Source organism: Curvibacter fontanus (assembly GCF_054780335.1).
Genome location: NZ_BAAGWN010000009.1, coordinates 61,019 through 86,307 on the forward strand (window position 1 = coordinate 61,019; position 25,289 = coordinate 86,307).

The 25,289-nt window shown below is 65.6% G+C and carries 28 protein-coding genes; 4 read left to right on the forward strand and 24 right to left on the reverse strand.

What is annotated here, in order from left to right:
- Positions 1-2 precede the first annotated feature (2 nt).
- The 4 genes from ACYVH8_RS05155 to ACYVH8_RS05170 all read right to left on the reverse strand — a co-directional run bounded on the left by ACYVH8_RS05155 (position 3) and on the right by ACYVH8_RS05170 (position 3,735).
- Positions 3-911: a carbohydrate ABC transporter permease gene (locus ACYVH8_RS05155; RefSeq protein ID WP_460487809.1), complete on the reverse strand. Its 909-nt coding sequence runs from the start codon at positions 909-911 to the stop codon at positions 3-5.
- A complete protein-coding gene (locus tag ACYVH8_RS05160) occupies positions 908-1,825 on the reverse strand; it encodes a carbohydrate ABC transporter permease (RefSeq protein ID WP_460487810.1) in 918 nt (305 codons plus the stop codon). The genes ACYVH8_RS05155 and ACYVH8_RS05160 overlap by 4 nt, the downstream gene beginning before the upstream one ends.
- 57 nt (positions 1,826-1,882) lie before the next feature.
- Positions 1,883-3,205 (reverse strand): extracellular solute-binding protein, encoded by a 1,323-nt coding sequence (locus tag ACYVH8_RS05165; protein ID WP_460487811.1) that lies wholly within the window; start codon positions 3,203-3,205, stop codon positions 1,883-1,885.
- A 218-nt stretch (positions 3,206-3,423) separates the two neighbouring features.
- Positions 3,424-3,735 (reverse strand): NIPSNAP family protein, encoded by a 312-nt coding sequence (locus ACYVH8_RS05170; protein WP_460487812.1) that lies wholly within the window; start codon positions 3,733-3,735, stop codon positions 3,424-3,426.
- A 130-nt stretch (positions 3,736-3,865) separates the two neighbouring features.
- Here ACYVH8_RS05170 and ACYVH8_RS05175 point away from each other — a divergent pair, with 130 nt between their 5' ends.
- Positions 3,866-4,570 carry a TetR/AcrR family transcriptional regulator gene (locus tag ACYVH8_RS05175; RefSeq protein ID WP_460487813.1) on the forward strand — a complete coding sequence of 235 codons (705 nt, stop codon included), beginning with the start codon at positions 3,866-3,868 and terminating at the stop codon, positions 4,568-4,570.
- Here ACYVH8_RS05175 and ACYVH8_RS05180 read toward each other — a convergent pair.
- The 11 genes from ACYVH8_RS05180 to ACYVH8_RS05230 all read right to left on the reverse strand — a co-directional run bounded on the left by ACYVH8_RS05180 (position 4,558) and on the right by ACYVH8_RS05230 (position 13,387).
- Positions 4,558-5,508 carry an alpha/beta hydrolase gene (locus ACYVH8_RS05180; protein ID WP_460487814.1) on the reverse strand — a complete coding sequence of 317 codons (951 nt, stop codon included), beginning with the start codon at positions 5,506-5,508 and terminating at the stop codon, positions 4,558-4,560. The genes ACYVH8_RS05175 and ACYVH8_RS05180 overlap by 13 nt on opposite strands.
- A gap of 28 nt (positions 5,509-5,536) precedes the next feature.
- Positions 5,537-6,382, reverse strand: a complete 846-nt coding sequence (pyrF, locus tag ACYVH8_RS05185) for an orotidine-5'-phosphate decarboxylase (RefSeq protein WP_460487815.1) — start codon at positions 6,380-6,382, stop codon at positions 5,537-5,539.
- Between the two features lie 47 nt (positions 6,383-6,429).
- Positions 6,430-7,398, reverse strand: coding sequence for a PDR/VanB family oxidoreductase (locus ACYVH8_RS05190; protein WP_460487816.1), 969 nt, complete (start codon positions 7,396-7,398; stop codon positions 6,430-6,432).
- A gap of 8 nt (positions 7,399-7,406) precedes the next feature.
- A complete protein-coding gene (locus ACYVH8_RS05195) occupies positions 7,407-8,444 on the reverse strand; it encodes an aromatic ring-hydroxylating dioxygenase subunit alpha (RefSeq protein WP_460487817.1) in 1,038 nt (345 codons plus the stop codon).
- A 134-nt stretch (positions 8,445-8,578) separates the two neighbouring features.
- Positions 8,579-9,070: a MarR family winged helix-turn-helix transcriptional regulator gene (locus ACYVH8_RS05200; protein ID WP_460487818.1), complete on the reverse strand. Its 492-nt coding sequence runs from the start codon at positions 9,068-9,070 to the stop codon at positions 8,579-8,581.
- A 231-nt stretch (positions 9,071-9,301) separates the two neighbouring features.
- Entirely contained in the window at positions 9,302-9,637 is a 336-nt protein-coding gene (locus ACYVH8_RS05205; protein WP_460487819.1) for a two pore domain potassium channel family protein, read from the reverse strand.
- Between the two features lie 43 nt (positions 9,638-9,680).
- Complete coding sequence (locus tag ACYVH8_RS05210) at positions 9,681-10,112, reverse strand: hypothetical protein (RefSeq protein ID WP_460487820.1); 432 nt, start codon at positions 10,110-10,112, stop codon at positions 9,681-9,683.
- A gap of 21 nt (positions 10,113-10,133) precedes the next feature.
- Positions 10,134-10,970: a uracil-DNA glycosylase gene (locus tag ACYVH8_RS05215; protein ID WP_460487821.1), complete on the reverse strand. Its 837-nt coding sequence runs from the start codon at positions 10,968-10,970 to the stop codon at positions 10,134-10,136.
- Between the two features lie 9 nt (positions 10,971-10,979).
- Positions 10,980-11,447, reverse strand: a complete 468-nt coding sequence (gene rimI, locus ACYVH8_RS05220) for a ribosomal protein S18-alanine N-acetyltransferase (RefSeq protein WP_460487822.1) — start codon at positions 11,445-11,447, stop codon at positions 10,980-10,982.
- Positions 11,448-11,726: 279 nt separating this feature from the next.
- Positions 11,727-12,437: a tRNA (adenosine(37)-N6)-threonylcarbamoyltransferase complex dimerization subunit type 1 TsaB gene (tsaB, locus tag ACYVH8_RS05225; RefSeq protein ID WP_460487823.1), complete on the reverse strand. Its 711-nt coding sequence runs from the start codon at positions 12,435-12,437 to the stop codon at positions 11,727-11,729.
- Entirely contained in the window at positions 12,434-13,387 is a 954-nt protein-coding gene (locus ACYVH8_RS05230; RefSeq protein WP_460487824.1) for a DMT family transporter, read from the reverse strand. The genes tsaB and ACYVH8_RS05230 overlap by 4 nt, the downstream gene beginning before the upstream one ends.
- A gap of 37 nt (positions 13,388-13,424) precedes the next feature.
- Here ACYVH8_RS05230 and dacB point away from each other — a divergent pair, with 37 nt between their 5' ends.
- Both dacB and ACYVH8_RS05240 read left to right on the forward strand, forming a co-directional pair.
- Positions 13,425-14,870 carry a D-alanyl-D-alanine carboxypeptidase/D-alanyl-D-alanine endopeptidase gene (gene dacB, locus ACYVH8_RS05235; RefSeq protein WP_460487825.1) on the forward strand — a complete coding sequence of 482 codons (1,446 nt, stop codon included), beginning with the start codon at positions 13,425-13,427 and terminating at the stop codon, positions 14,868-14,870.
- Positions 14,871-14,898: 28 nt separating this feature from the next.
- The gene (locus ACYVH8_RS05240; protein ID WP_460487826.1) at positions 14,899-15,156 is read left to right on the forward strand and encodes a SemiSWEET transporter; all 258 of its coding nucleotides are present in this window, start codon (positions 14,899-14,901) and stop codon (positions 15,154-15,156) included.
- Between the two features lie 6 nt (positions 15,157-15,162).
- Here ACYVH8_RS05240 and ACYVH8_RS05245 read toward each other — a convergent pair whose 3' ends face one another.
- The 4 genes from ACYVH8_RS05245 to purE form a co-directional block, all read right to left on the reverse strand.
- Positions 15,163-16,407 (reverse strand): Nramp family divalent metal transporter, encoded by a 1,245-nt coding sequence (locus tag ACYVH8_RS05245; RefSeq protein ID WP_460487827.1) that lies wholly within the window; start codon positions 16,405-16,407, stop codon positions 15,163-15,165.
- Positions 16,408-16,488: 81 nt separating this feature from the next.
- On the reverse strand, positions 16,489-17,484 hold the full coding sequence (locus tag ACYVH8_RS05250; protein ID WP_460487828.1) for an L-threonylcarbamoyladenylate synthase: 996 nt from the start codon (positions 17,482-17,484) through the stop codon (positions 16,489-16,491).
- A gap of 2 nt (positions 17,485-17,486) precedes the next feature.
- A complete protein-coding gene (locus ACYVH8_RS05255) occupies positions 17,487-18,659 on the reverse strand; it encodes a 5-(carboxyamino)imidazole ribonucleotide synthase (RefSeq protein WP_460487829.1) in 1,173 nt (390 codons plus the stop codon).
- On the reverse strand, positions 18,656-19,147 hold the full coding sequence (gene purE / locus ACYVH8_RS05260) for a 5-(carboxyamino)imidazole ribonucleotide mutase (RefSeq protein WP_460487830.1): 492 nt from the start codon (positions 19,145-19,147) through the stop codon (positions 18,656-18,658). The genes ACYVH8_RS05255 and purE overlap by 4 nt, the downstream gene beginning before the upstream one ends.
- 37 nt (positions 19,148-19,184) lie before the next feature.
- Here purE and trxA point away from each other — a divergent pair, with 37 nt between their 5' ends.
- Positions 19,185-20,144, forward strand: coding sequence for a thioredoxin (gene trxA, locus ACYVH8_RS05265; RefSeq protein WP_460487831.1), 960 nt, complete (start codon positions 19,185-19,187; stop codon positions 20,142-20,144).
- 117 nt (positions 20,145-20,261) lie between these two features.
- Here trxA and ACYVH8_RS05270 read toward each other — a convergent pair whose 3' ends face one another.
- The 5 genes from ACYVH8_RS05270 to pgk all read right to left on the reverse strand — a co-directional run.
- On the reverse strand, positions 20,262-21,158 hold the full coding sequence (locus ACYVH8_RS05270; protein WP_460487832.1) for a phosphoribosylaminoimidazolesuccinocarboxamide synthase: 897 nt from the start codon (positions 21,156-21,158) through the stop codon (positions 20,262-20,264).
- A 74-nt stretch (positions 21,159-21,232) separates the two neighbouring features.
- Positions 21,233-22,297, reverse strand: coding sequence for a class II fructose-bisphosphate aldolase (gene fba, locus ACYVH8_RS05275; RefSeq protein ID WP_460487833.1), 1,065 nt, complete (start codon positions 22,295-22,297; stop codon positions 21,233-21,235).
- Positions 22,298-22,343: 46 nt separating this feature from the next.
- Entirely contained in the window at positions 22,344-23,237 is an 894-nt protein-coding gene (locus ACYVH8_RS05280; RefSeq protein ID WP_460487834.1) for an alpha/beta hydrolase, read from the reverse strand.
- 113 nt (positions 23,238-23,350) lie between these two features.
- A complete protein-coding gene (gene pyk / locus ACYVH8_RS05285) occupies positions 23,351-24,784 on the reverse strand; it encodes a pyruvate kinase (protein WP_460487835.1) in 1,434 nt (477 codons plus the stop codon).
- Between the two features lie 109 nt (positions 24,785-24,893).
- On the reverse strand, positions 24,894-25,289 hold a 396-nt coding region (gene pgk, locus ACYVH8_RS05290; RefSeq protein WP_460487836.1), incomplete at its 5' end, for a phosphoglycerate kinase.

Sequence of the window (25,289 nt, forward strand, 5' to 3'; positions counted from 1 at the left end):
CTTTAACCTTTGACGGCACCAGCCGTCAGGCCGGAGACGATGTAACGCTCGAACATCACGGCGATGATCACCGGTGGAATGATGGCCAGCGCGCCGGCTGCGTTGATGAACGAGAAGCTGATGGTGAAGTCCGACGTGAACGAAGCCACCACGATGGGCATGGTCTGCGCAGCCGGGGTCTGGGTAAACATCAAGGCCAGCAGGAATTCGTTCCAACTGGTCAGGAAGGTGAACAAGATCACCGCCACCAGAGAAGGCAGCGCCAGCGGCAGATAGACCAGGGTGAGCGTCTGCAGGCGGGAGCAGCCGTCCACCCGGGCCGCCTTGTCGAGCTCGTCGGGCAGGGACTCGAAGTAGTTCGTGAGGATGAAGATCGAGAACGGCACGGTTATGGCCAAATAGGTGATCACCAGCGACAGCAGGTTGTCGAGCAGGCCCAGACGCTGCACGAACAGAAAGAACGGCACCACCAGCGCGATGTCCGGGATCACCCGCGTCGTGAGCATGAAGTAGATCGAAGCCTTGCGCCCGATGAAGCGGATCTTGGCCAGCGCATAGGCCGCCGGCACGCTCACCAGGAGGTTCAAGATGACGACGGCAACCGCCACCAGCAGGCTGTTCCACATCGAAGGCAGCAGGTTCTTGGCCGTGGAGGGGATGAAGCCACCGCTTGCGGTATCCCCCTGCTTGCGGTTTTCATAGGTGATCACCTCGTCCTTGGCCTTGAAGATGGCCTCGAAGTTTTCCAGCGTGGGCGCGTGCGGGATCCAGTGCGGAGGAATGGAGGTGATCTCGGCTTCCGACTGGAAGGAGGACGACAGCAGCCAGCCTATCGGCGCCAGCACGTACAGCACAAACAGCAGCGAACCGGCGAATAGCAGGACTTTCTTGCCCAGTAGATCGAGTCTCATAGCTTTTTGCTCGTGCTGCGGATGATGAAGAAGGCCAGCGTGAAAGTAGCAATGGCCATGATGTAGGCCAGGGCGGCGCCGGTGCCGAAGGACAGCTTGCGGAAGGTCTCAACATAGACCTGCCAGGCCAGCACATTCGAGGCGTCAGCGGGCCCGCCCTCGGTCAGGATGAAGAACAGGTCGAAGTGGCGAATGGCCATCATCGTCTCGTAGATCATCACCAGCGTGAAACCCGGCACCAGCGCCGGCAGCGTGATGTGGAGAAAGCGCTGCCAGACATTGGCGCCATCGACCTTGGCCGCGCTGTACAGGTCGGCCCGGATGGACTTGAGCGTGACCAGCAGGAGTATGGTGGCCAGCGGGACCTCCTTCCAGACAAAGGAGTTTGTGATCAGGCCCATGGTCTTGTCCACATCGCCCAGCATGACAATGTATTTGTCGATCAGCCCCAGCTGCAATAGCAGCCCGTTCAGCGCGCCGTAACCCGAGTCGTAGATCCACTTCCACATTAGACCGTTGGCCACGTAGGGTATGGCCCATGGAATCAGCAGCACAGCCGACAGGATGCGCCGGCCGCGAAAATCTTCATTGAGCAGGAGCGCCATCAGCATGGCGATCAGCATGATGGCCGCCACCGACATCACGGTAAAAGAGAAGGTGCGCAACAGCGATTCCCAGAACAGGGAGTCCTGGAAGATACGGGCATAGTTGTCAAACCAGACAAACGGCGCGCGGTGCGGGCGCGTGAGCTTGAGGTCGAACAGGCTGATCCAGAAGGAGTACAGCACAGGGAAAACCGCCACCACCAGCAAGACCACCATCATGGGCGCCAGCAGCTGCATGGCGCTTTTCTGGTCGTAAGCACTGACCGGCGCGGGGAGTAGTCGGCGCAGCGCCGCGAGCGGGTTTGTCATGTAGTCTCCTGGCAGTGCTTCAACGCGGCGGACGGGACCCGTCCGCCGCCTCGGCCTTTATTTCCGCATGTCGTTCCAAGCGACCATGGATTTCTTCAGCGCGTCGGCCACGCTGCTCTTGCCAATGATGGCGCTTTGCCAAGCCGTGCCGTTGACCTCATCCCACTCGCCGAACCAGCGGGAGATGACGTCCTTCTTGCGGGCCAGCTTCTGCTGTTTCTCGTACATCGCGATGTCGGAGTACTTGTTGTAGACCGCCTTCACCTCTGGGTCCTGGAACAGCTCCTTGACACCGAAGCCCGAGCCGATATCCGTGAACATCATCTTCTGGAACTGGTACTTGCCCTCGGCCTTGCCACCGAACCATTCGATCAGCTTGACCGCATTGGCGGCACGCGTCTTGTCCGCGGCGGCCTGTGGTGTCATGCCGTAAAAGCGCATCCAGCCCACCGTGGCGTTGGAGCCGCCGGGACCGGCCGGCATGAGCGCCTGCTTCACATTGCCGGCGATGGACGACTGCTTGGGGTCGTTCAGCGTGCGCACGCGGTAGCGGGCCAGCAGGGCGAATGCGTGGTTGCCCGAGGTGAAGGACTTCAGGCCATTGAGCTCACCCGTTTCAACGCAGGCCGGCGATACGATCTTGTGCTTGTTGACCGCATCAACAATCCATTGCAGCGCCTTGTGTGCACCGCGCTGCGGGTCCTGCATCAGCGGGTTGCCCTGGTCGTCCGCGAAGTGTCCGCCGTTGGAGTACACCATGGCCGTGAGAAATTCGATCAGCCAGCTCTCGCGCGCCATCGACAACATCAGCGGATACTCGGAGATGCCGGCCTTCTTGAGCACCAACGACTGCTGCACCACCTCTTCCCAGGTCCTGGGCGGCTCCTTGATGCCGGCTTTCTTGAGCTTTTCTGCATCGTAGAAAAAAGCCATGTAATCGGAGTAGTAGGTCAGGCCATACTGCTTGCCCTGGTACTGCATGGACTGGTTGCAGAAGTCATCGGTCTCGGCGTTGTACTTCATGAGTTCCGGGTAGCCGTTGATGGGCGCCAGCCAGCCCGCATCGGCCCATTCGGGCAGCCAGCTGTCGGACACCCACATCACATCCATCGGCGCCTTGCCCACAAACTTGGTCACCATGCTGTCCCGGTACTGGGCCCAGGGCGCATTGCTGTAATTGACCTTGAGACCCGTCTTGGCCTCGAAGGCCGTCAGGTGGCTCTTGACCACATCGACGCCCGCCGACCAGGTGTGAAAGTTCAGGGCCGCCGCCTGCGCCTGCGCGTCCAGCGACATCAGGCCGGAGCCCGCCACGCCGGCCGCCGCCGTCAGCTTGAGAAAGTCCCGCCGATTCGATCCGTCTGTCCACGCATTGCTCATTTTCAACTCCTGATGTTGATGGTCCCGGCTTGGGCCGGGGGGTCACCACCGGCGATCCGCACACGGCAGACCCAGCAGTTCCAACCCTGCCCCGATTGTTCTCTTGCACACGCTTATCGTCAAGTGACGATATATTAGGGTGTTCCCTAATCGCGAGCTGGTCAGGCATCGACGCCCGGATGGTCCGCAGCCCGGGCCACCCGGGCGGGCTCCAACACTTACTTGATCGGGGAGAAGGCCACCGGATTGAGGAAAATGCTTTCCTGGTGCACCAGATACGGCAGGATGGAAGGCACGAAGGCGGTCCACTCCGGATCCTGCCCCATCTTGGCCCGTTGTGCGCTGCGATGGCCCATGTCGTCATACGCCCAGAGGAAAACCACTGAGTTCAGAACACCTGACTCCTTGGTCCAGCAACCGATCAGCCGGGCATAGCGGGTGATGATGTGCAGACCATTGTCTTGGTAAGTTCGCAGGAACTCGGGCGCTTTGCCCGCCTGAACTTGATAGGTACGCATCTCGATAATCATGTTCCACCACCTGTATAGAAAGTTGCGATTGACGACGTTATCCAAAGCATCACGCCGCCCTCAATTCGTCAGTTGACGAATTATTTTGCCATCAAAGCCGCAAACTGTGTAGACTGCGCCAGAGCCCTGCATGAAAGCCAAATCCGACCTCCTGACCGCTGCGCGCCAGAAGCCGGCGGATTCGACGCCCCCACGCGTGGGACGCCGCGCCACAGTGCGCATGCCCGCGACTGAGCGACGGGAGCAGATCCTTGGCAAGGCGTTCGAGTTTTTCTCGGAATACGGACTCACCGCCCAGACACGGGCGCTGGCCGAGGCCTGCGGCGTGTCACAGCGCCTGCTCTACAGCGTCTTCCCGAGCAAGTCGGCACTACTCAGTGCCGTGTACGAGGCCGAGATCGCCGGGGTATTCAAGGCGGTCTGGTTCGTTCAGCTGCGTGACCGCAGCAAGCCCATGGCACAACGCCTCAATGCCTTCTATCGCGAGTACTACGACGCGGTTCTCACGCGACGCTGGATGCGCCTGTTTCTTTACGCCTCGCTCGCGGAGGTCGAGATGGCATCCACCTACATCAGCTCGATCATCATGCAGCTGCTCGAAACGGTGATCGAGGAGGCCGCCCATGAAGCAGGCATGGGCCTGCCGTTGGATCGGGCGGAGCGACAGGAAATTGCCTGGATATTGCATGGTGCCGTCTCCCACCTGGCGATACGGCGGCATATCTATCACAATGACTCGGCGATTCGGGTCGAGCGCGTCATTGACCTGCAAGTACGCTCGTTCCTGGCCGGGTTGCCGCCACTTTTGTTGGCTGACGCGGCTCAACGCAAATAGGTTCGAAGCCAGTCGCCGCACAAACGCACTGCGGTATTGGCCTCCTCGATCACACCACCCATGCCCAGAAAACCATGCATCTGGCGCTCGAAGCACACATATTGCACCGCATTGCCCGCGGCGGAAAGACTGTCGGCGTAAAGACGCCCCTCGTCTCGCAGCGGATCGAAACCAGCCGCCAGAATCAGCGTCGCTGGCAAGTCGGCCAGGGAGGCGGCCCGCAAGGGTGAGGCCCGCCAATCGACGTATTCCGCCGTATCGGCCAGATAGTGCGTTCTAAAGTAATGCATATCGGCCTCGGACAGCACGTAACCTTCAGCACACTCACGATAAGAAGCGGTACCCCCACACACATCCGTGACGGGATAAGCCAGCATCTGCGCCACCAGTCGGGGCTGCGGAGCATCGCCATCGCGCAAAGCCAAAGCGACTGCGGCAGCCAGATTGGCGCCGGCACTGTCACCACCGACCGCCATGCGTCCGGCATCGATAGAGAGTTTCGACGCCTGTTGCGCCAGCCATTGCGTAGCCGCACAGGCGTCCTCGAATGCCGCCGGGAAGCGGTGCTCTGGCGCCAGCCGGTAGTCCACAGAAAACACGGCACAGCGAACCTGCAGGCACCAGATACGACACAGCACGTCGTGCGTATCCCGGTCGCCTACCACCCAGCCGCCTCCATGGAAGAAGACCAGCGCCGGCAAAATCTCTGCCGGCGCACATGCTGAAGGCCGGTATTCGCGCACCGGGATCAGGCCTGCGGCCCCCGGCGCCGCCAACTCACGGCACACCACCTCCACCGGCGGCACTGGCTGCGTGGGCAAACGCCCCGCCCGGTAGGCTGCCCGCGCCGCCACAGGCGGCATGCTGCTCAGCGGCTTGGCGCCCTGCGCCCGCGCGCGATCCAATACGGCTTGCGCCTGGGGATCGAGCTGGAACATGGGCGGCATCTTTCAGGGATCCTTCCCGTCAGTGACCTGTACGGGCCGCCTGCAAAGCGTCGCGGGTCTCGGCCGCCACCCGGCGCGCGGCGGCGGCAAAGTCGGCACCGTTCGAAGCATAAAGCACAGCCCGCGAGGAACTCACGACGATGGGCGCCGTGGTCTCGCCGCCGCTGGCGCGCCAGCCGGCCTTGACCGTGGCCACGGCATCACCGCCCTGCGCGCCCACACCGGGTATCAGCAGGGGCATGGTGGGGGCCACAGCCCGCACGCGCTCGATCTCCGCCGGATAGGTGGCGCCCACCACCAGGCCCAGTTGGCCATTGGTGTTCCAGGGGCCCTGGGCCAGGCGTGCGATGTGCTCGTACACCAGCGGCTCGCCCCGCACGCTCGCCAGACGCTGGGCCTGCAGGTCGTCACCGCCCGGGTTGGAAGTGCGGCACAGCAGGAAGGCACCCTTGCCGTGGTACTGGAGGTAGGGCTGGATGGAATCGAAGCCCATGAAGGGCGAGAGCGTCACGGCGTCGGCGCCATAGCGTTCGAAGGCCTCCTTCGCGTACTGCTCGGCCGTGCTGCCGATGTCACCGCGTTTGGCGTCCAGGATGACCGGCACATTGGGTGAGACACGGCGCATATGGGCCACCAGCTGCTCCAGCTGATTTTCGGCACGGTGCGCGGCGAAGTAGGCGATCTGGGGCTTCCAGGCGATCACCAGATCGGCCGTGGCCTCGACGATGGCGGCGCAGAAGTCGTAGATCTTCGAGGCATCGCCTTGCATGCCGGCGGGAAAGCGGGCCGGCTCCGGGTCCAGACCCACGCAGAGCATGGAGTTGTTGTGGCGCTCGGCCGCGCGCAGCATCTCAAGGAAAGTCATGCCGCTATTGTAAGAAGGGGCCCGGCGGCCCCAGTCTCAAGTCCAGCTCAGAGGTCCAGCACCAGCTGCGGCGTCTTGCTGCGCGAGCAGCAGGGCGTGAACTGGTCGTTGGCGGCCTGCTCGTCCGGGGTGAGGTAGCTGTCCTTGTGGTCGGGCACACCTTCGAGCACCCGGGTCAGGCAGGTGCCGCAGACGCCCTGCTCGCAGGACAGCATGATGTCCACACCGGCGGCGGCCAGGGCCTGGGCCACAGTCTGGTCCTTGGGCACCATGACGATGCGGCCCGAGCTGGCCAATTTGATCTCGAAGCCGGCGTCGCTGTCGGATTTGGCCACTTCGGTCCCGAAAAACTCGTAATGCAGCTGCGCCTCGGGCCAGCCTGCAGCACGCGCCGTGCCCAGCACCGCGTCCATATAACCCTTGGGGCCACAGACGTAGAGATGGGTATCGGGCTGCGGCTGGGCCAGCAGTTTTTGCAGGTCCAGCTTTTGCGCCGCATCGCCGTTGTCGTAATGGAAATGCACACGCGACGCAAAGGTCGAGGCCGCAATGCGGCTGCGAAAGGCGGTGCGCTCGGGCGCACGGGTGGCGTAGTGCATCTCGAAGTCGGCGCCCGTCATGGCCAGGCGCTCGGCCATGCACAGGATGGGCGTGACGCCGATGCCACCGGCGAACAACAGGTGTCTCTTGGCCTCGTGGGCCAGGCTAAAGTGGTTGCGCGGCGCGCTGATCTGCAGCACATCACCCTCTTGCAGGCTGTCGTGCACGGCCAGCGAGCCGCCGCGCGAGGACGGGTCGCGCAGCACGCCGATGAGGTAGCGGTGGGTTTCGGTCGGGTCGTTGCACAGGGAGTACTGGCGTGTGATGCCGCCGGGCAGCATCACATCCACATGCGAGCCGGCCGAGAAGGCCGGCAAGGCGCGGCCGTCGGTGGCCACCAGTTCCAGGGTGACGATGTCCAGCGCTTCCTGCGCCTTGCGCGCGACGCGCACCTGCAATGTCGGAGCGGTGCTCATAAAGGTCCTCAGGCGTTGGCTGCTTGCTCGGCCGCCAGGATGCGGTCGATGATCTTGCGCGACTGTACGCCACCGGCGTCGATGTTGAGCATGAGCAGCTGGCGCTCGGGCCAGCTGAGCAGGTTCTTCTGCTGGCGCTCCAGCATCTCCAGGTCTTCGGCAAAGATCTTGCCCTGGCCTTCGCGGATGGTGGCGGTCAGCGCCTTGTCTTTCGGGTTGAACTTGCGCGCCATGCCCCAGAAGTAGTGGATGGAGGTCTCGGTCTCGGGGGTGATGAAGTCCACCACCACGCTGTAGGCCTTCTTGTCGTTGGGCGCATCGTAGCCGCCCTGGCCCTGCAGGGCGACACCCACCTCGATCATCACGTGGCTGGGCGGCGTGAAGCGGCAGATCTGCCAGCGGTCGACCAGCTGGTCGTCGGGCAGGTGGTTGCCGCGCAGCGCGGCTTTCCAGAAGGGCGGGGGTTCGATGCCGCTCATGAAGCGGCTGGTTACCACCTCGTCGCCGTTGACCGTGGTCTTGCAGGGTGTCTCGTCGATCTCCTTCTGGCCGATGGACGTGCTGTGCACATAGGTCTCGTGTGTCAGGTCCATCAGGTTGTCGATCATCAGCCGGTAATCGCAGGCGATGTGGTACAGGCCGCCGCCATAGGCCCACTCGGGGTGGTCGTACCACTCGAGCACGGGGATCCTGGCCTCATCGGCCTGCGCCGCATCACCGGGCCAGACCCAGATGAAGCCGTAGCGCTCGACCACGGGGTAGGCCTTGATGGCCGGGAAACCGCGCACGCGCTGGCCCGGCATGTGCATGACCTTGCCGTCACAACCCATTTCCAGGCCGTGGTAACCGCAGACCAGCTTGCCCTCGCAGACGTAGCCCAGGGACAGGGGCGCGCCGCGGTGCGGGCAGAAGTCCTGCACGGCCGCGACCTTGTTCTCCACACCGCGGTAGAAGACGATGCGCTCATTGCAGACGGTGCGGCCCAGAGGCTTTTCGTCGATTTCGTTGGAAGCGGCGGCGACGTACCAGGTGTTTTTCGGGAACATGGGGGCTCCTCGTGGGAATTAAAAAGAAGCGAATGTATTCATTCAGTATACTGAATGAATAGCGCCTGTCAAACCCCCAAGCCCTTGCTTGCCCTGATTTTCCGGATGTTTCCGACAATCGGCCGGCGCGGCGCTCAGGCCTTGGCGGCCAGGCGCAGCTTGCGGTCCGCGGTCTGGTTCTGGCGGTCGTAGAGATGCACGAATTTGCGCAGCAGGCGCATGAATTCCTGCTGCTCGGCCGGCTCCAGGCTGTTCATCATGCCGTGGTAGAGCACGTCCACCCCGGGTTTGAGCTCCAGCAGCACCTCTTCGCCCTCGGGGGTCAGGGACAGGCGGCGCTGGCGGCGCGGCAGCACCTCACGCAGGATCCAGCCCTTGGTTTCCAGGCGCGCGGCGATGTCGGCCGTGGTGGAGGTGTCCAGAGCGATCAGCTGCGCCAGCGTGACCTGGTCGATGCCCGGGGTCTCGTGCAGGGTGCGCAGGATGGCGTACTGGATGGGGGTGACGTGGCGGCCATGCACCTCGTGGAACTTGGACACGGCGATCTGCTGCGCGCGGCGGATCAGGTGGCCTGGTTCATCGTAGAGCTCGATGGAGAGGGGCGCATCGACGGTCTTGCTGTTCATGGCGGCTTCGGGGTGAAGTTGGCGTTCCTGAAGCCGGATTGTGCTTCATGCCGATGGCACTGGCGCCATGCAAAGTTACCGAAGAGCGACAAGATCCGTCCCGCACCAGACCAGTGGCGCCGGCTAATCGGCTGCCCACAAGGGCGCGGCCAGGCTCCGCAGCAGGAGCGTCAGCCCGCGCCGGATGTTCAGAAACTCCATGCTTGTCATGTCCGCTGCTCTGCTATGGATTCATTCCCAGTGGAACTTGTGCAGCAGCCTGTGCAGGATGGGTGTGAACAGCAGCGCCGCCGTGACGATAAACACCAGGCCAGCGTACAGCGCATAACAACCGGCGAAAAGCTTGCCCCCGGTCGTGATCGGCAGATGGACCGGGCCCATGCCGCCCAGCAGCATGGCGGCATTGAGAAAAGCGTCCAGCGCCGGAAGCTGTTCGAAATACACATACCCGGCCATGCCGGCCAGCAGCGAGAGCGCCAGCAGGGCCAAGACCCAGAAAAGGTGCAGGAAAAGTCGCCCCACAAAACCGGCGTGCGGCAGGGGCGCTTCTTTTCTGGATTCGTACATGGCGCCAAACTCCTGCTGTTTTCGAGTGACCCGCTCCAGTATCTCAGCGCGGGCCCTGCAACTGGCCCTGGGGCACAGCGGGGACCAGGGGCGCAGTGGGAGTCAGCGTTTCCTGCACCTCACGCACGGCTTCGACAAAGTACTCGGTTTCGCCGAAGCAGGTGGAAGGAATGAACTTGTACTGGCGGTAGTGCAGCACCACGCGCTTGCCGGCCAGCTGGTTGATCTGCCGGGCGATGACGTCGTCGCGCACGCTGAACTCGAACTTCTCGGGAATGGCGCCTGGCATGGTGACCATGGCGATCTCCCCTTCCCAGGTCTTGCAGAGCCAGCCCTTGCGCGAAAGCTTTTGCACATACCCCGCGCGCTCGCCGTCGGCATAACTCCAGTTCAGCGCAATCCAGACCCAGCCTGCGGCCAGCAGGGCCAGGATGGCCAGGAAGGTAAGCAGCAGGCGTATCAGTTTGGCTTTCATTGGGTTCTCCCGTATTTCAATTCAGGCCGGCGTGCCGGCGCGCATCACGTCCATGGCCAGGCACAGATCGGCCCAGGTCTTGGCCTTGTCCTGCGGCGTGCGCAGCAGATAGGCCGGGTGGTAACTCACGACGACGGGCACGCCCTCGTAGTTGTGCACCTGGCCGCGCAGCCTGCCCAGAGGCAGGGTCGCCACATCGGGCACGCTGTGCTGCAGCAGCGACTGCGCGGCAAAACGGCCCAGGGCCAGGATGATCTGCGGCTGCTGCAGCGCCACCTGGCGGCGCAGATAGGGCTCGCACTGCAGCACCTCTTCGGGCTGCGGGTTGCGGTTGACCGGCGGTCGGCACTTGAGCACGTTGGCGATGTAGACCCCCTGCGCGCCCGTGCCCTGGCGGTTCAGGCCGATGGCCTTGAGCATATTGTCCAGCAGCGCGCCGGCCTGGCCGACGAAGGGCTCACCCTGGAGGTCCTCGTTCTCGCCCGGCGCCTCGCCCACCACCAACCAGCGTGCCTGCGTGTCGCCCACGCCGAACACCGTGTTCTTGCGGCTCTGGCACAGGCCGCAAGCCTGGCAGCCGGCGACGGCCTGCTGCAACGCATCCCAGTCCATGGCCGCAATCTCGGCCGGCATGGCGCGAGCGGAGGAAACAGAAGGAGAAGGCAGAACTGCAGCCGGCATGGCCACCGTGGCCGGGCGCGCCACGGCCACGCGGGCCGCCGGCACGGCGCCCTCCCCCCCTGGAGGGGGGCTGGGGGGGGCGTCGTCCAATACGCCCAATGGGGGTGAAGGTCCCCAGACCTTCACCCCCATCTCGGCAAGCATCGCGCGCTGGCGCGTATCCAATTGCAGACTCATGAGCCGATCTTACAGACGCAGGCTCATGACCACCGCGTCCTCGCGCTGGCCGTGCGCGGCCGGGTAGTAGTTCTTGCGCAGGCCGACGCGGCGGTAGCCATGCGACTCGTAGATGGCGATGGCCCGCGTGTTGCCCACGCGCACTTCCAGCCACAGCCATTGCGCGCCCAGGCCACGCGCCCACAGGGCCATGGCGTCGAGCATGACACGTCCCCAGCCCTGACGCTGGTACTCGGGCGCCACGGTGATGTTGAGCAGGTGCACCTCGTCCACGCCCTGCATGGCCACGTAATAACCCAGCAGCTCCTCGCCGGCCAGCAGCACGCGGGCGTGGTAGCCGGTGCGCAGCGCATCCATGAAATTGCCCCGCGTCCAGGGATGCGGGTAGGCCCGCTGCTCGATCTGCAGCAATTGCTCAAGCCGCGTGGTTTCCAGCGGCTCGAAGCGGGCTTCGACGGGTTCGAGGACGGCGCTCATGCCAGGGCCTGCTTACACTGATTTCTCAAGTGCGAACGTGGTGAAAACAGCGCCAATCTAGGCGCGCGACGACGCCCAGGCTGACCGCCTGGGCGAGGAGTGCAACAACGAGTGGCGCCGTTTGCACCACGTTCCCTACGGGTTGCGGCCAAAAAGGCCATGCGGGGTGTTGCGCGGACTGTGGCCGGGGGATGACTCCGGCGGCGTCCACGCGCCTATCGCATGACTTTTTTGATCCGCAACGCATCTTGAGAAATCAGTGTGAGCAGGCCCTAATGCTCAGCGGGCGGCCTTGGCGGCGGCACGCTCTTCTGTGGTCAAGGCTACTTTATCGCGGATGTAACGCGGCAGGGCATCGGCCGCGGCCACGGCGTTGCCTCCGGCCAACAGGGCCGGCGCCAAGCGCAGCATGGCCGCCGCCGTGGGCAGGGCCTGCCAGCAAGGGAGGTCTGCGGGCAGCGGCAGACGCTCGCCGTATTCGGCAAAGACATTGCCGGCCAGGGCCTGGGCATCGCCCAGCGCCAGTTGCTCAGGCTTGAGCAGGCTGAAATCGGCCTGCAACAACCAGTCGCCGTCGGCATAGGCATAAGGCGCCGCGTAGAGCTCGCCCATGCGCGCGTCGAGCAGGGCCAGCAGGCGCAGGGTCTGCTCTTGCGGGGCCTGCTGCGCACGCGCCTCCTCGGCCACGGCCAGCAGGGTGTCCACCGGCAGCAGGGGCACGCCGGCCCCGAAACCCAGGCCCTGGGCCACGGCACAGGCGGTGCGCAGGCCGGTGAAGGAACCCGGCCCGCGACCGAAGGCGATGGCGTCGAGCGCTTCGAACGTCAAGTCCGCCTCGGCCATCAGGGTCTCGATGGCCGGGATCAGCGCGCTGGAAGCCTGGGCGCCGCCGGCCCCGGTGTGCTGCCACACGCGCGGCGCGCCGTCGACCTCGCGCGTGACGGCGATCGAGATCAGTTCGGTGCTGGTGTCGAAGGCGAGCAGTTTCATGTCTGTTTGCGCACCCCGAAAGTGATCCCCACCGTCACCAGCACCAGCCCGGCCATCAGGTTCCAGTGCAGCGGTTCGCCCAGGAAGATGACGGCGCCCAGGGCCGACAGGCCGGGCACCAGGGCCGTGATCATGGTCGAGCGCACCGGGCCGAAGTACTGGATCATGCGCACGAAAGTCATGCCCGAGATCACCACCGAGCCCAGGCCCTGGAAAACCACCTGGAACAGCAGCTCGCCCAGGGGCGCCGAGAACAACCGGCTTTCGATGGCGCCCAGTCCCTGCAGCAGCAGGTAGAACGGTACATAACTGAAGAGCGCGAACACCGTGACGGCCGTGGTGGCGCGCACGGCGTCCAGGGCGTGGCGGCGCGCCAGCACGCTGTAGACCGACCAGCTCAGCGCCGCGCTCATGAAGAGCAGGTCGCCCTTCCAGACCTCACCGCCCTCGAAGGCCCGCAGCAGGCTGGTCCCGCCCACCAGCAGGTCACCCCCCACGATGCAGGCCAGGCCGATGGCGCGCGCCGGTGAGATGGGCGTGTGCAGCATCAGCGCCGCCAGCAGCGTGGTCCACAGGGGCAGGCTGCCCGGCATCAGCACCGAGGCATGCGCCGCCGGGGCGTAAAAGAAACCCGCATAGGCCAGCAGCGCGTAACCGAAACCGCCGAACACGCCGCACAGCGCCGTCACGCGCAGGGCCAGCGGCGAGAGGCCGAAGAAGGAAGAAGCCGTGTCCGTCCCCTGCGCGCGGTCGCGCCGCACCAGCCACCAGCCCAGGGGCAAGAGCACGACACTGGCGCCGATGATGCGCGCCAGCGCAATGTCCAGGGGGCCCAGCGAACCCCGGGCCGAAGCCCGGGCGATGACGATGAAGGCGGTCCAGATGCCGACGGTGATGACCGCCGCCGCGATGCCGAGGGTGCGCGGTGACAGGCCCTTGAGGAAATGCATGCCCGCATTATCGGCGGCCGGCGTTAGACTCGTTGCCATGTCGACCTTGCGCGCCTCCCTCCTGCCCCTGCTCGCCGGCTTGCTGCTCTTGCCCGGCGGCCCGGCCCACGCCCGGGACACCGCCCTACCCCCCACCGTCGCCAAGGCACTGGCCCGCGCCCAGGTGCCGGTCGAAGCGGTGAGTGTGGTGGTCGAGGAAGCCGGGGGCAACAACACGCCGCTGCTCAGCCACCGCGCGGGCACGCCCATGAACCCGGCCTCGGTGATGAAGCTGGTGACCACCCTGGCCGCGCTGGAAACCCTGGGGCCGGGCTGGAGCTGGTCCACGCCGGTGTATATGGAAGGCACGGTGCGCGAGAGCACGCTCTACGGCAACCTTTACATCAAGGGCCAGGGCGATCCCAAGCTGGTGGCCGAACGCATCTGGCTGCTGCTGCGCCGCGTGCAGGGCCTGGACATCCGCAAGATCGCGGGCGACATCGTGCTCGACCGCAGCGCCTTCGAAACCGTGGCGGTCGACCCGGCCGAGTTCGACGGCGAACCGCTGCGCCCCTACAACGCCGCGCCCGACGCCCTGCTGCTGAACTTCAAATCGGTGCTCATGACTTTCGTGCCTGACCGCGCCGCCAACACCGCCCATGTGCACGTCGAGCCGCCACTGGCCGGCGTGTCCTGGCCCAGCCATGTGCCGCTGCGCGATAGCGAGTGCAACGACTACCGCGGCGCGCTGCGCGCCGACTTCTCCGACCCGGCGCAGCCACGTTTCGCAGGCCGTTACCCGGTGGGCTGCGGCGAGAAGGTCTGGCCCCTGGCTTATGCCGATCCGGCCGGCTATGGCCCGCGCGCCATCGAAGGCATGTGGCGTGCCATCGGCGGCCAGTTGCAGGGCCGGGTGCGTTACGGATCGGTGCCGGGAGCACTGACGCCGGCCTTCGCGCTGGAGTCTCCGCCCCTGGCCGAGGTCGTGCGCGACATCAACAAGTACAGCAACAACGTGATGACGCAGCAGCTCTTCCTCACGCTGAGCCTGCAGCAACAGGGCAAGGGCACCCTGGCCGGCTCGCGCGAACTGCTGCAGGACTGGTGGCGCCAGCGCTTCGGCGCCGGCGAGGCGCCGCAGATCGCCAATGGTTCGGGCCTGTCGCGCGAGGACCGCATGAGCGCCACGGCCCTGGCCCGCCTGCTGCAGTACGCCTGGGCTTCGCCGCTGATGCCCGAGCTCATGAGTTCCCTGCCCATCAGCGGCCTGGACGGCACGCTGCGGCCCAGCCGCTGGCACGCCCAAGGCCAGGCCCACCTGAAGACCGGCAGCCTGCGCGACGTGGCCTCGATCGCCGGCATCGTGCATGCCGAGAGCGGGCGGCGCTATGTGCTCGTGGCCCTGGTCAACCACCCCAATGCCGGCGCCGTGCGCCCGGCCCTGGAAGCCCTGGTGGACTGGACCGCCCGGTTGCCGTCAGGCCGCAAGAAAAAAACCGAGTGATCCCGACGCTTCACGCAACACGAAACCCATGGACGACCTGATCGGTTACCTCGCCGCCAGCCTGACCACCCTGAGCTTTCTGCCCCAGGCCCTGCACACTTTCCGCACGCGCGACGTCAGCGGCATTTCGCTGGGCATGTACAGCATGTTCGCCACGGGCGTGGCCCTGTGGCTGGTCTACGGCCTGCTGCTGGGCGCCTGGCCCATCGTGGTGGCCAACGCGGTCACGCTGGCCCTGGCCCTGGCCATCCTGGTGATGAAGCTGCGTTACCGCCAAGGCCGCTGACGACGCTCAGAACATGGCCAGCATGGTGACCACCGTGCCCCCCATGGCCAGAGTCGCCAGCCAGCCCAGCCAGCGCAGGCGCAGGCTGATCACATGCTCCCCCATGACAGCAGGGCGCGAAGCCAGCAGCATCATGACCCCCATGATGGGCACCGCAATCACGCCATTGAGCACCGCCGCGCCAAACAGCGCCTTGACCGGATCGATCGGCGTGAAACACAGGGCGACGCCTCCGAGCGTGGCGATGGCCACCACGCCATAAAAGCCCAGCCCCTCACCCTTGTCCAGCCGCAGGCTCAGGCTGCCGTCCCAACCAGCGGCTTCCGCCACGGCATAGGCGGCCGAACCCGCCAGCACGGGGACGGCCAGCATGCCCGTGCCGATGATGCCCAGACTGAAGAGCAGAAAGGTCAGTTCACCCGCCAGCGGACGCAAGGCCTCGGCCGCCTGGGCTGACGTCTGGATATCGCGCACCCCGGCCGCATGCAGGGTCGCTCCCGCGCTCAGGATGATGAAAAACGCAATGAGGTTGGAGAAGGCCATGCCCACCAGCGTGTCCCACTTGATGCGCCGCAGGTGGCTGCGCACCTGCTGTGGCGTATGCGGCTGGCCCGGTCCCCCATTCACGTCCTCCATCTCCTGGGCGGCCTGCCAGAAGAACAGGTAGGGGCTGATGGTGGTGCCGAACACCGCCACGATGGTAAGCAGTGTTTCTTTCGAGCCCGGCAGCTGCGGCCAGACGATCTGCTGCGCCACCTGCCACCATTCGACGTGCAGGGTGAAGACCACGGCCACATAGGACAACAGTGTCAGCGTCAGCCATTTGAGCCAGCGGACGTACGCGGCATAACTCAGGAACACCTGCAACAACAGGCAGAGCAGGCCGAAAGTCACGGCGTAAACGTGCGCCGAGCCCCCCAGCAGCAAGCGCAAGGCCTCGGCCATGGCGGCAATGTCTGCGGCAAGGTTCAAGGTGTTGGCCAGCACCAGCATGCCAACAATGGCCAGCAAGACCGGCCGGGGAAAACTTCGCTTGATATTGGTCGTCAGGCCATGCCCCGTCACGTGGCCGATGCGCGCGCTGATCATCTGAATCGCCACCATCAGCGGCAAGGTGAAGATGACCGTCCACAGCATGGCGAAACCGAACTGGGCTCCCGCCTGCGAATAGGTGGCAATGCCGCTTGGATCGTCGTCGGCCGCGCCGGTGATCAAGCCGGGTCCGAGTCTGCGCATGGATTCCAGCTTCATGTTTCGGTCTCCCTTGCGCAAGCGGGGGCTGCTGCATCGCAATCCACTGTACTACGGAACGCGTCCCTGGCCCAGCCTGTTTCAGCTTGCGGCGGCGCGCTGCAGGCGGTCGCGCACGCCTTCCCAGTCCGAAGTCTCGGGCGGGGTCTCGACCCAGATCAGGTTCACACCCTGCGCATCGAAATCACGCAGCACGGCAAACAGCTGCTGCGCCGCGGCTGCCGCGTCGTCGGGCATGCGGCGGTACAGCGCTTGCGCGGAGGGCACGCGCAGCATGCTGCGAGCGTAGACGGCGATGGTGGCGCCGTCGAAGTCCTTGCCCAGCACGTCCAGCGCCGTCTGCAAGGCGCGGCCCTCCATGAGCCTGACCTTGGCCTTCGGTGCGTAATGAGCCTCCAGCGTACCCGAGGCACGCGGGGCCGGCGCGGCCAGTTCTTCCTTGTCGCGCAGGCGCTGGCCACTGGTCGCCTCGATCTGCTCGCGCGTGATGCGACCCGGGCGCAGCAGCACAGGCGCGCCGCGCGTGCAATCGATGATGGTGGATTCAATACCGACCTCGCAGGAGCCGCCGTCCAGGATCAGCAGGTTGTCGCCGAACTCGCCCTGCACATGCGCAGCCGTGGTCGGGCTGACACGACCGAACTGGTTGGCGCTGGGCGCGGCCACACCGTGCACGCCCAGCGTGCGCGCGGCCAGCAGCAGGGCCTGGGCCATGGGGTGTGAAGGGCAGCGCAGACCGATGGAATCTTGCCCGCCGGCCGCCGCCGCGCCCACGTCCGGGTGGCGCGGCAGGATCAGGGTCAGCGGTCCGGGCCAGAAGGCCTGCATGAGTTTGTGCGCGAAGGCCGGCACCTCGCGCGCGAAGTGCGCCACGCCAGAGGCATCGGCCACGTGCACGATCAGCGGGTGGTCACTGGGCCGGCCCTTGGCGGCAAAGATCTTGGCCACGGCCGCATCGCTGCCTGCGTCGGCCCCCAGGCCGTAGACGGTTTCGGTGGGCAAACCCACCAGTTCGCCCGCGCGCAGGGCTTGCGCCGCAGTGCTCACCGAGGTCGGGTCCCGTCCGTCGAGGATCATGTTCAAAAGGGCGCGATGCCCAGGATTTTGGCTGCCGCCAAGGCGTTGGCGCGGACTTCATCCACTGTCTTGCCGGTGATGTTGAGATGGCCCATCTTGCGGCCGGGCTTGGCATCGAGCTTGCCGTAGAGATGCAGGTGCGTGCCGCGCAGCGCCAGCACCTGGTCCCAGGGCGGCACGCCCTTGAAAGCCAGCCAGATGTCGCCCAGCAGGTTGAGCATGATGCTGGGACTGTGCAGGCGCGGCTGCACCAGGGGCAGGCCGGCCAGCGTGCGCACCTGCAGGTCGAACTGCGAATGGTCGCAGGCGTCCATGCTGTAGTGGCCGCTGTTGTGCGGGCGCGGGGCCATCTCGTTGACCACCAGCGAGCCGTCCTGCAGGATGAAGAACTCGACGCAGAGCACGCCCACGTACTGCAGACCTTCGGCGATGGACCTGGTGGCGGCGACGGCCTGTGCCGCGAGTGCAGACTGCACATTGCCCTCAAACACTTCCGTCACGGCCAGAATGCCCTCGCGGTGCAGATTGCGCTGCACAGGGAGGTTGACCATCTGCCCGTCGGCGCCGCGCGCCACGATGACCGAGCACTCGGCCGCCAGGGGCAGCATCTTTTCCAGCACGCAGGGCACCTGCCTGAGCTCGTCCCAGGCCGCGGCCAGCTCGGCGCGTGTCTTCACGCGCATCTGGCCCTTACCGTCGTAGCCCATGCGCGCCGTCTTGAGGATGCCGGGTAGCAGATCCTCGGTGACGGCGGCGAGTTGGGCCGCTGTTTCAATGACCGCATGCGGCGCCACCGGCACCCCACAGCGCGTGAAATGCGCCTTCTCCTGCGCACGGTCCTGGGCGATGGCCACGGCGTCGGCGCCGGGCGCCACCGGGCGCTGCGCGCCCAGGGTGCGCAGCGCGGGCGCGGGCACGTTCTCGAATTCGGTGGTGATGGCCGCGCTGCACTGGATCAGCCGGGCCAGGCCCTGCTCGTCGAGGTAGGCTGTCTGGATGTGGTGATGGCTGACCCGGCCGGCCGGGCTGGCGGCATCGGGGTCGAGCACGGCGGTGAAATAGCCCATGCGCTGGGCCGCGTGCACGAACATGCGGCCCAGCTGGCCGCCGCCCATCACGCCCAGGGTGGCGGGCTGACCGTTGACCAGGGTGCCCGGGAGGATGACGCCCTTCATATCGCGGGCGGCAGGCTCATGCCGCGCGCGGTGGCGGTCTGCTCGGCACGGTAGGCCTCGAGCCGGGCGCGCAGGGCCGGGTCTTCGTTGGCGAGCATGGCGACGGCGAAGAGCGCGGCGTTGGCGGCGCCGGCACTGCCGATGGCAAAGGTGGCCACCGGGATGCCCTTGGGCATCTGCACGATGCTGTGCAGTGAATCGACCCCCTGCAGGTGCTTGCTGGGCACCGGCACGCCCAGCACCGGCACCGTGGTCTTGGAAGCCAGCATGCCCGGCAGGTGGGCCGCGCCACCGGCGCCGGCGATGATGGCCTTGAGCCCGCGACCGGCCGCGCCCTCGGCATAGGCGAACATGTCATCGGGCATGCGGTGCGCGGACACGACCTTGGCTTCGTGAGCGATGCCAAAGTGGTGGAGAATCTGGACTGCCTGTTGCATGGTGTCCCAGTCGGAGCTGGAGCCCATGACGACGCCGATGAGTGTTTTCATCCCCCGAATTTTACTTTCCCGTCCCGGATCGCCCCAAATGATAGCCATCACCACCGAAAACTTCGAAACCGAGGTCGTCCACGCCTCCCAGTCCGTGCCCGTGCTGGTGGACTTCTGGGCCCCCTGGTGCGGCCCCTGCAAGTCCCTGAGCCCCATTCTGGAAAAACTGGAAACCGCCTACGAAGGCCGCTTCGTGCTCGCCACGGTCAATTCCGACGAACAGCAGGAACTGGCCGCAGCCTTCGGCATCCGCAGCATTCCGACCTGCGTGCTGATGATGGGCGGCAAGCCGGTGGACGGCTTCATGGGGGCCCTGCCCGAAGGCAAGCTGCGCGAGTTCCTCGACAAGCACCTGCCCGGCGAGGGCCGGCTGCAAGCGCAGGAAGAGCCCGACGAAGCCCAGGAGGCTCTGGCCTCAGGTGACATCGATGGCGCTATCGCCCGCATGAACGAGGCCCTGCAGGCCGAGCCCGGCAACGACGAGCTGCGCTACGACTACGCCAAGCTGCTGATCGGCACAGGCCACCTGGCCGAGGCGGCCAGTGCGCTGGCCCCGGCGCTGGCGCAGATTCCGGTGCCGCTGCGCTTCGAGGCCCTGCAGCAGTGGCTCAACGCGATCGAGTTCGTCAGCAACGACCCGCGCGGCGAGTGGCCGCTGGAGAAGTTTGACGGACTGATCGCCACCGACAAACGTGACTTCGAAGCCCGCTTCGCCAAGGCCCGCCTGCTGATGGTGGCCAACGAATGGGTGGGCGCGCTGGACGAACTGCTGGAGATCATCATGCGCGACAAGAAGTGGGGCGGGGAGGCCCCGCGCAAGACCTTCATTGCCATCCTGGAGCTGCTCACCCCCCCGAAGCCCAAGACCAGCGGCCCCGAGGCCAGCGGCAAGACAGCCGGCGGCATCGAACTGGCCGGCCACGCCACGGTGGAGCAGGACGAGCAGGCGGCCCTGGTCTCGGCTTATCGCCGCAAGCTCAGCATGATGCTGAACTGAAACACCCCCCGAGACGCTTCGCGTCTCCCCCTCAAGGGGGGCGCACCCAGCGGCCTGGCAGAGCCAGTTCCGCGGGTGCCCTGGTTCAATCCTCGCGTATCGTCCGACAGAGAGCGCTCAGGCGGTCAGCCGGGTCAGCGCCTCGCGGTACTTGGCCGCGGTCTTCTCGATCACCTCTTGCGGCAGCTTGGGCGCGGGCGCCTTCTTGCCCCAGGGCCGGCCATCGACCCGGGCCGTCTCCAGCCAATCGCGCAGGAACTGCTTGTCGTAGCTGGGCGGGTTGGCGCCCTCTTTGTAGCCTTCCACCGGCCAGTAACGCGAGGAGTCCGGCGTGAGCACCTCGTCCATGAGCACCAGCTTGCCGTCCTGGGTGAGACCAAATTCGAACTTGGTGTCGGCAATGATGATGCCCTTCTTCAGGGCGATCTCACTCGCTGCCTTGTAGATGGCAATCGAGATGTCGCGAATCTGCGCGGCCAGCGCGGGGCCGATCATGTCCACCGTCTTCTCGAAGGTGATGTTCTCGTCGTGTTCGCCCATCTCGGCCTTGGCCGCGGGCGTGTAGATGGGCTCGGGCAGCTTGCTGGCATTCTTCAGCCCCGCCGGCAGCTTGACGCCGCAGACCGACTGGCCAGCCTGGTACTCGGCCCAGCCGCTGCCCGCCAGGTAACCGCGCACCACGGCCTCCACGGGGATGGGCTTCAGACGCTTCACCAGCATGGCACGGCCCCGCACCTGCGCCACCTCGGCCGGTGTCACCACGCTCTCGGGCGCGGCGCCGGTCAGGTGGTTGGGGCAGATGTGGCCCAGCTGGTCGAACCAGAACAGGGCCATCTTGGTGAGCAGCTCGCCCTTGCCCGGGATGGGCTCGCCCATGATGACGTCGAAGGCGCTGATGCGGTCGGAGGCCACCATGAGGATGCGGTCCTCGCCCACGGCGTAGTTGTCGCGCACCTTGCCGCGCGCGAGCAGCGGCAGGGAAGTGAGGCTGGAAGTGTGCAGGGCAGAGGTCATGGTGGGGCCTGAAAAAGAAAAGCCCGGCGCTGGAACGCCGGGCCTGCAATTATCGCAAGAAAGAGATCGCTGTCTTAGTTCACCAGCTGGGCCAGCTCGCCCTTGGCGTACTTGCCCGCCATGATCTGCAGGCCCTGGCCCTTGACCTTGGCGCCCTGGCCTTCGCAACCGAACTCCAGGTAGCGCGCCTTGCAGACCTGCTTGGCGGCTTCGCGGGCGGGCTTGAGCCATTCACGGGCGTCGAACTTGTCCGGGTTCTCGGCCAGGAACTTGCGCACCGCGCCCGTCATGGCCAGGCGGATGTCGGTGTCGATGTTGATCTTGCGCACGCCGTGCTTGATGGCTTCCTGGATTTCCTTGACGGGCACGCCGTAGGTTTCCTTCATCCTGCCGCCGTACTGGTTGATGACGGCCAGCAGTTCCTGCGGCACGGAGGAGGAACCGTGCATCACCAGATGGGTGTTGGGGATGCGCTTGTGGATTTCCTTCACGCGGCTGATGGCCAGGATGTCTCCGGTGGGCGGGCGGCTGAACTTGTAGGCCCCGTGGCTGGTGCCGATGGCAATCGCCAGGGCGTCGAGCTGGGTGGCCTTGACGAACTGGGCGGCCTCCTCGGGGTCGGTCAGCATCTGGCTGTGGTCCAGCTTGCCTTCGGCGCCGATGCCGTCTTCCTCGCCGGCGTCGCCGGTTTCCAGATTGCCCAGGCAGCCGAGTTCGCCTTCGACGGTCACGCCGACCCTGTGCGCCATGTCCACGACCTTGCGGGTCACGTCCACGTTGTAGGCGAAATCGGCGGGGGTCTTGCCGTCTTCCCTGAGCGAGCCGTCCATCATCACCGAACCGAAGCCCAGGCCGATGGCGCCTTCGCAGACCTTGGGGCTGGTGCCGTGGTCCTGGTGCATGACCAGGGGAATGTGGGGATAGGCCTCCATCGCCGCCTGGATCAGGTGCTTGATGAAGGGCTCGCCGGCGTACTTGCGGGCTCCGGCGCTGGCCTGCAGGATGACCGGCGCGCCGACTTCGTCGGCGGCGGCCATCACGGCCTGGACCTGCTCCAGGTTATTGACGTTGAAAGCCGGAATGCCGTAGCCATGGGCGGCGGCGTGGTCCAGCAGCTCGCGCATCGAGACGAGTGCCATGGTGGTATCCCCAGGAAAGTTGGTAACGGGTCGGTAACCACCGATTTTACTTGCCCGCCAATGCCTGGGGCTGGTCTGGCACGGGCACCTTGACAAAATCCGTCACCAGCTCGGCCACCGGCGCCAGAAAATTCAATGGCCGCGCCAGGGCGCCCAGCACCGTGACATGGCTCACGCGGTCCAGCACATGGGTGTGGGTGGGCACACCCGCATCGCGCAGGCGCCGGTCCAATGCCAGGGTATTGCGCTGCGGGCTGACCAGTGCATCGTTGCTGGCGGCAATCAGCAGGGTGCGCGGTGCGGCGGCGCTGACGTGCATCAGGGGTTGCGAATCGGCGGGGGTGCTCGGCCAGTCAAACGCCTGCTGGACTTCGGGGATACCGATGGGCAAAAAGTCATACGGTCCGGCAATACCGATCCAGCCCGCCAGCTGCTGCGGCCGCAGGCCGACCTGCGCCAGCCAGCGCGGATCGAGCGCCAGCATGGCCGCGTTGTAGCCACCGGCGCTGTGCCCCATGACATAGATGCGCCCGGGATCGGCCCCCAGCTCGGCGGCATGCGCGAAGGCCCATGACACGGCCGCCGCCGAATCCTGCAGAAATGCCGGGTAGCGCACCTGAGGGCTCAGGCGGTAATCGGCCACCAGGGTGACCACGCCGCGCGAGGCCAGCGCCTCGCCGACAAAGCGGTAGCTGGCCCGCTCGCCGCTGCTCCAGCTGCCCCCATAAAAGAACACAACCATCGGACGCGCCGCGCTGGAGGAAGCCGAAGGCAGTGGCAGGTAAACGTCGAGCTGCTGGCGCGGATCGGCGCCATAAGCGGCTGAAGGATACGGGACATAGCTGTCATCGGGCACCAGTTTGTCCAGCAGCTCGGTGGACGAACAGGCGCTCAGCAGCGCCAGCGGGAGCAGGGCCCATGCGCGCAGGCAGCGCAGCATGGTGTGTTGGGCATTCGCATCAGGCATCTCTGGGGTACGCAGCAGATGCCTGGATGGATTCAAAGGCCCGAGCCCATGGAATAAAGGCCTGGGTAAAAACCAGGCCGATCCTTTCAGGCCACGCGGCAGATCTTCAGCATGTTGGTGCCACCGGGCGAACCCATGGGTTCGCCGCAGGTGATGGCGTAGACGTCACCGCTTTGCACGATGCCACGCGCCTTCAGGTGCTTTTCGGCCTGTTCCAAGGCGGTATCGCGGTCAGCGCTGGTGTCCATCAGCAGGGGACTGACGTTGCGGAACAGCGTCATCTTGCGCTGGGTCGAGACCCTGGGCGTCAATGCGTAGATCGGGATGTGGACGCGGTGGCGGCTCATCCACAGGGCGGTGGAGCCGCTGTCGGTCAGCGCGACGATGGCCTTGGCGCCCAGGTGGTAGGCCGTGAACAGGGCCCCCATGGCGATGGACTGGTCGATGCGCGAGAAGGTCTTGCCCAGGAAGTCCGCATCCAGCTTGACCTCTTCGGCCGCTTCGGCCGCCACGCAGATGCTGGCCATCTCGATCACGGTTTCCAGCGGGAACTTGCCGGCCGCGGTTTCGGCCGAGGTCATCACCGCGTCGGTGCCGTCGAGCACGGCGTTGGCCACGTCGCTGACCTCGGCGCGGGTGGGCATGGGGTTGTTGATCATGGACTCCATCATGTGGGTCGCGGTGATCACCGTCTTGTCCATCTCGTGCGCCATCTTGATCATGCGCTTTTGCAGGGCCGGCACGGCGGCGTTGCCCACCTCGATGGCCAGGTCGCCGCGGGCAACCATGATGCTGTCGCTGGCGCGCAGGATTTCTTCCAGCTTCGGGATGGCCTCGGCGCGCTCGATCTTGGCGATCAGCAGGGGTTTGTGGTTGTACTCGGCCGCAGCCACGTTGCAGAGCTGGCGCGCCATCTCCATGTCGGTCGCGTTCTGCGGGAAACTCACGGCCACGTAATCGGCCTGAAAGCTCATGGCGGTCTTGATGTCCTCCATGTCCTTGGCGGTCAGGGCCGGCGCCGTCAGGCCGCCGCCTTTCTTGTTGATGCCCTTGTTGTTGGACAGCTCGCCGCCCATGGTGACCTTGCAGTGCACGGCCTGGCCCTTGACGGCTTCGACCTCCATGAGGATCAAACCGTCGTTGAGCAGCAGCAGGTCACCCGGCTTCACGTCCTGCGGCAGCTCCTTGTAGTCCAGGCCCACGCCGTTGATGTCGCCCGGTTCTGCGCGGCTGGCATCGAGCACGAATTTCTGACCGGTCTTGAGCTGCACCTTGTTCTCGGCGAACTTGCCCACACGGATCTTGGGGCCCTGCAGGTCGGCCATGATGCCGACCTCGCGGCCGGCGCGTTTGGCGGCCTCGCGCACCAGGCGGGCGCGGTCGATATGGTCCTGGGCCTTGCCGTGGCTGAAGTTCAGCCGGACCATGTTGACCCCGGCACGGATCATCTGTTCGAGCAGGGCCGGGTCGCTGGAGGCGGGGCCGAGGGTGGCAACGATCTTGGTCGCACGACGCGTCATGTATCAGTCTCCGTTGTAATTTAATTTCTATTCTGGCATGAAATTAGTTACACCGGAACAACAAGATGAAACGGCCCCGTCGGGGCCGTTGCACGAAGGCCGGTGCAGCTCAAGCCCGGGCGCGCCGCGCCAGGATCTCGAAAGCCGGCAGGGTCTTGCCCTCCAGCACCTCCAGGAAGGCGCCGCCACCCGTGGAGATGTAGCCCACCTGCTGCTCGATGCCGTACTTGGCGATCGCCGCCAGGGTGTCGCCGCCGCCCGCGATGCTGAAGGCGCTCGATTCGGCGATGGCCCGGGCGATCTCCCGGGTGCCGTTCTCGAAGGCCGCGAACTCGAACACGCCCACCGGGCCGTTCCAGACGATGGTGCCGGCGGTCCTCAATTGCAGGGCCAGTTTCTTCGCGGTTTCGGGCCCGATGTCCAGGATCAGGTCGTCATCCGCCACCTCGCTGGCCCGCTTGACCGTGGCCTTGGCGTCGGCCTTGAATTCCTTGGCGGTGACCAC

Excerpts from the sequence above, each read along its gene's own strand:
- tsaB (WP_460487823.1), bottom strand. The coding sequence starts at position 12,437 with ATGAAACTGCTCGCCTTCGACACCAGCACCGAACTGATCTCGATCGCC.
- ACYVH8_RS05255 (WP_460487829.1), bottom strand. The coding sequence starts at position 18,659 with ATGAAGGGCGTCATCCTCCCGGGCACCCTGGTCAACGGTCAGCCCGCC.
- dacB (WP_460487825.1), top strand. The coding sequence starts at position 13,425 with ATGTCGACCTTGCGCGCCTCCCTCCTGCCCCTGCTCGCCGGCTTGCTG.
- pyk (WP_460487835.1), bottom strand. The coding sequence starts at position 24,784 with ATGACGCGTCGTGCGACCAAGATCGTTGCCACCCTCGGCCCCGCCTCC.
- trxA (WP_460487831.1), top strand. The coding sequence starts at position 19,185 with ATGATAGCCATCACCACCGAAAACTTCGAAACCGAGGTCGTCCACGCC.
- ACYVH8_RS05210 (WP_460487820.1), bottom strand. The coding sequence starts at position 10,112 with ATGAAAGCCAAACTGATACGCCTGCTGCTTACCTTCCTGGCCATCCTG.
- ACYVH8_RS05180 (WP_460487814.1), bottom strand. The coding sequence starts at position 5,508 with ATGTTCCAGCTCGATCCCCAGGCGCAAGCCGTATTGGATCGCGCGCGG.
- ACYVH8_RS05270 (WP_460487832.1), bottom strand. The coding sequence starts at position 21,158 with ATGACCTCTGCCCTGCACACTTCCAGCCTCACTTCCCTGCCGCTGCTC.
- fba (WP_460487833.1), bottom strand. The coding sequence starts at position 22,297 with ATGGCACTCGTCTCGATGCGCGAGCTGCTGGACCACGCCGCCGCCCAT.
- ACYVH8_RS05155 (WP_460487809.1), bottom strand. The coding sequence starts at position 911 with ATGAGACTCGATCTACTGGGCAAGAAAGTCCTGCTATTCGCCGGTTCG.
- ACYVH8_RS05230 (WP_460487824.1), bottom strand. The coding sequence starts at position 13,387 with ATGCATTTCCTCAAGGGCCTGTCACCGCGCACCCTCGGCATCGCGGCG.
- ACYVH8_RS05250 (WP_460487828.1), bottom strand. The coding sequence starts at position 17,484 with ATGATCCTCGACGGACGGGACCCGACCTCGGTGAGCACTGCGGCGCAA.
- rimI (WP_460487822.1), bottom strand. The coding sequence starts at position 11,447 with ATGAGCGCCGTCCTCGAACCCGTCGAAGCCCGCTTCGAGCCGCTGGAA.
- ACYVH8_RS05195 (WP_460487817.1), bottom strand. The coding sequence starts at position 8,444 with ATGTTCCCGAAAAACACCTGGTACGTCGCCGCCGCTTCCAACGAAATC.
- ACYVH8_RS05175 (WP_460487813.1), top strand. The coding sequence starts at position 3,866 with ATGAAAGCCAAATCCGACCTCCTGACCGCTGCGCGCCAGAAGCCGGCG.
- purE (WP_460487830.1), bottom strand. The coding sequence starts at position 19,147 with ATGAAAACACTCATCGGCGTCGTCATGGGCTCCAGCTCCGACTGGGAC.
- ACYVH8_RS05170 (WP_460487812.1), bottom strand. The coding sequence starts at position 3,735 with ATGATTATCGAGATGCGTACCTATCAAGTTCAGGCGGGCAAAGCGCCC.
- ACYVH8_RS05280 (WP_460487834.1), bottom strand. The coding sequence starts at position 23,237 with ATGCTGCGCTGCCTGCGCGCATGGGCCCTGCTCCCGCTGGCGCTGCTG.
- ACYVH8_RS05240 (WP_460487826.1), top strand. The coding sequence starts at position 14,899 with ATGGACGACCTGATCGGTTACCTCGCCGCCAGCCTGACCACCCTGAGC.
- ACYVH8_RS05165 (WP_460487811.1), bottom strand. The coding sequence starts at position 3,205 with ATGAGCAATGCGTGGACAGACGGATCGAATCGGCGGGACTTTCTCAAG.
- ACYVH8_RS05245 (WP_460487827.1), bottom strand. The coding sequence starts at position 16,407 with ATGAAGCTGGAATCCATGCGCAGACTCGGACCCGGCTTGATCACCGGC.
- ACYVH8_RS05200 (WP_460487818.1), bottom strand. The coding sequence starts at position 9,070 with ATGAACAGCAAGACCGTCGATGCGCCCCTCTCCATCGAGCTCTACGAT.
- ACYVH8_RS05205 (WP_460487819.1), bottom strand. The coding sequence starts at position 9,637 with ATGTACGAATCCAGAAAAGAAGCGCCCCTGCCGCACGCCGGTTTTGTG.
- ACYVH8_RS05215 (WP_460487821.1), bottom strand. The coding sequence starts at position 10,970 with ATGAGTCTGCAATTGGATACGCGCCAGCGCGCGATGCTTGCCGAGATG.
- pyrF (WP_460487815.1), bottom strand. The coding sequence starts at position 6,382 with ATGACTTTCCTTGAGATGCTGCGCGCGGCCGAGCGCCACAACAACTCC.
- ACYVH8_RS05190 (WP_460487816.1), bottom strand. The coding sequence starts at position 7,398 with ATGAGCACCGCTCCGACATTGCAGGTGCGCGTCGCGCGCAAGGCGCAG.
- ACYVH8_RS05160 (WP_460487810.1), bottom strand. The coding sequence starts at position 1,825 with ATGACAAACCCGCTCGCGGCGCTGCGCCGACTACTCCCCGCGCCGGTC.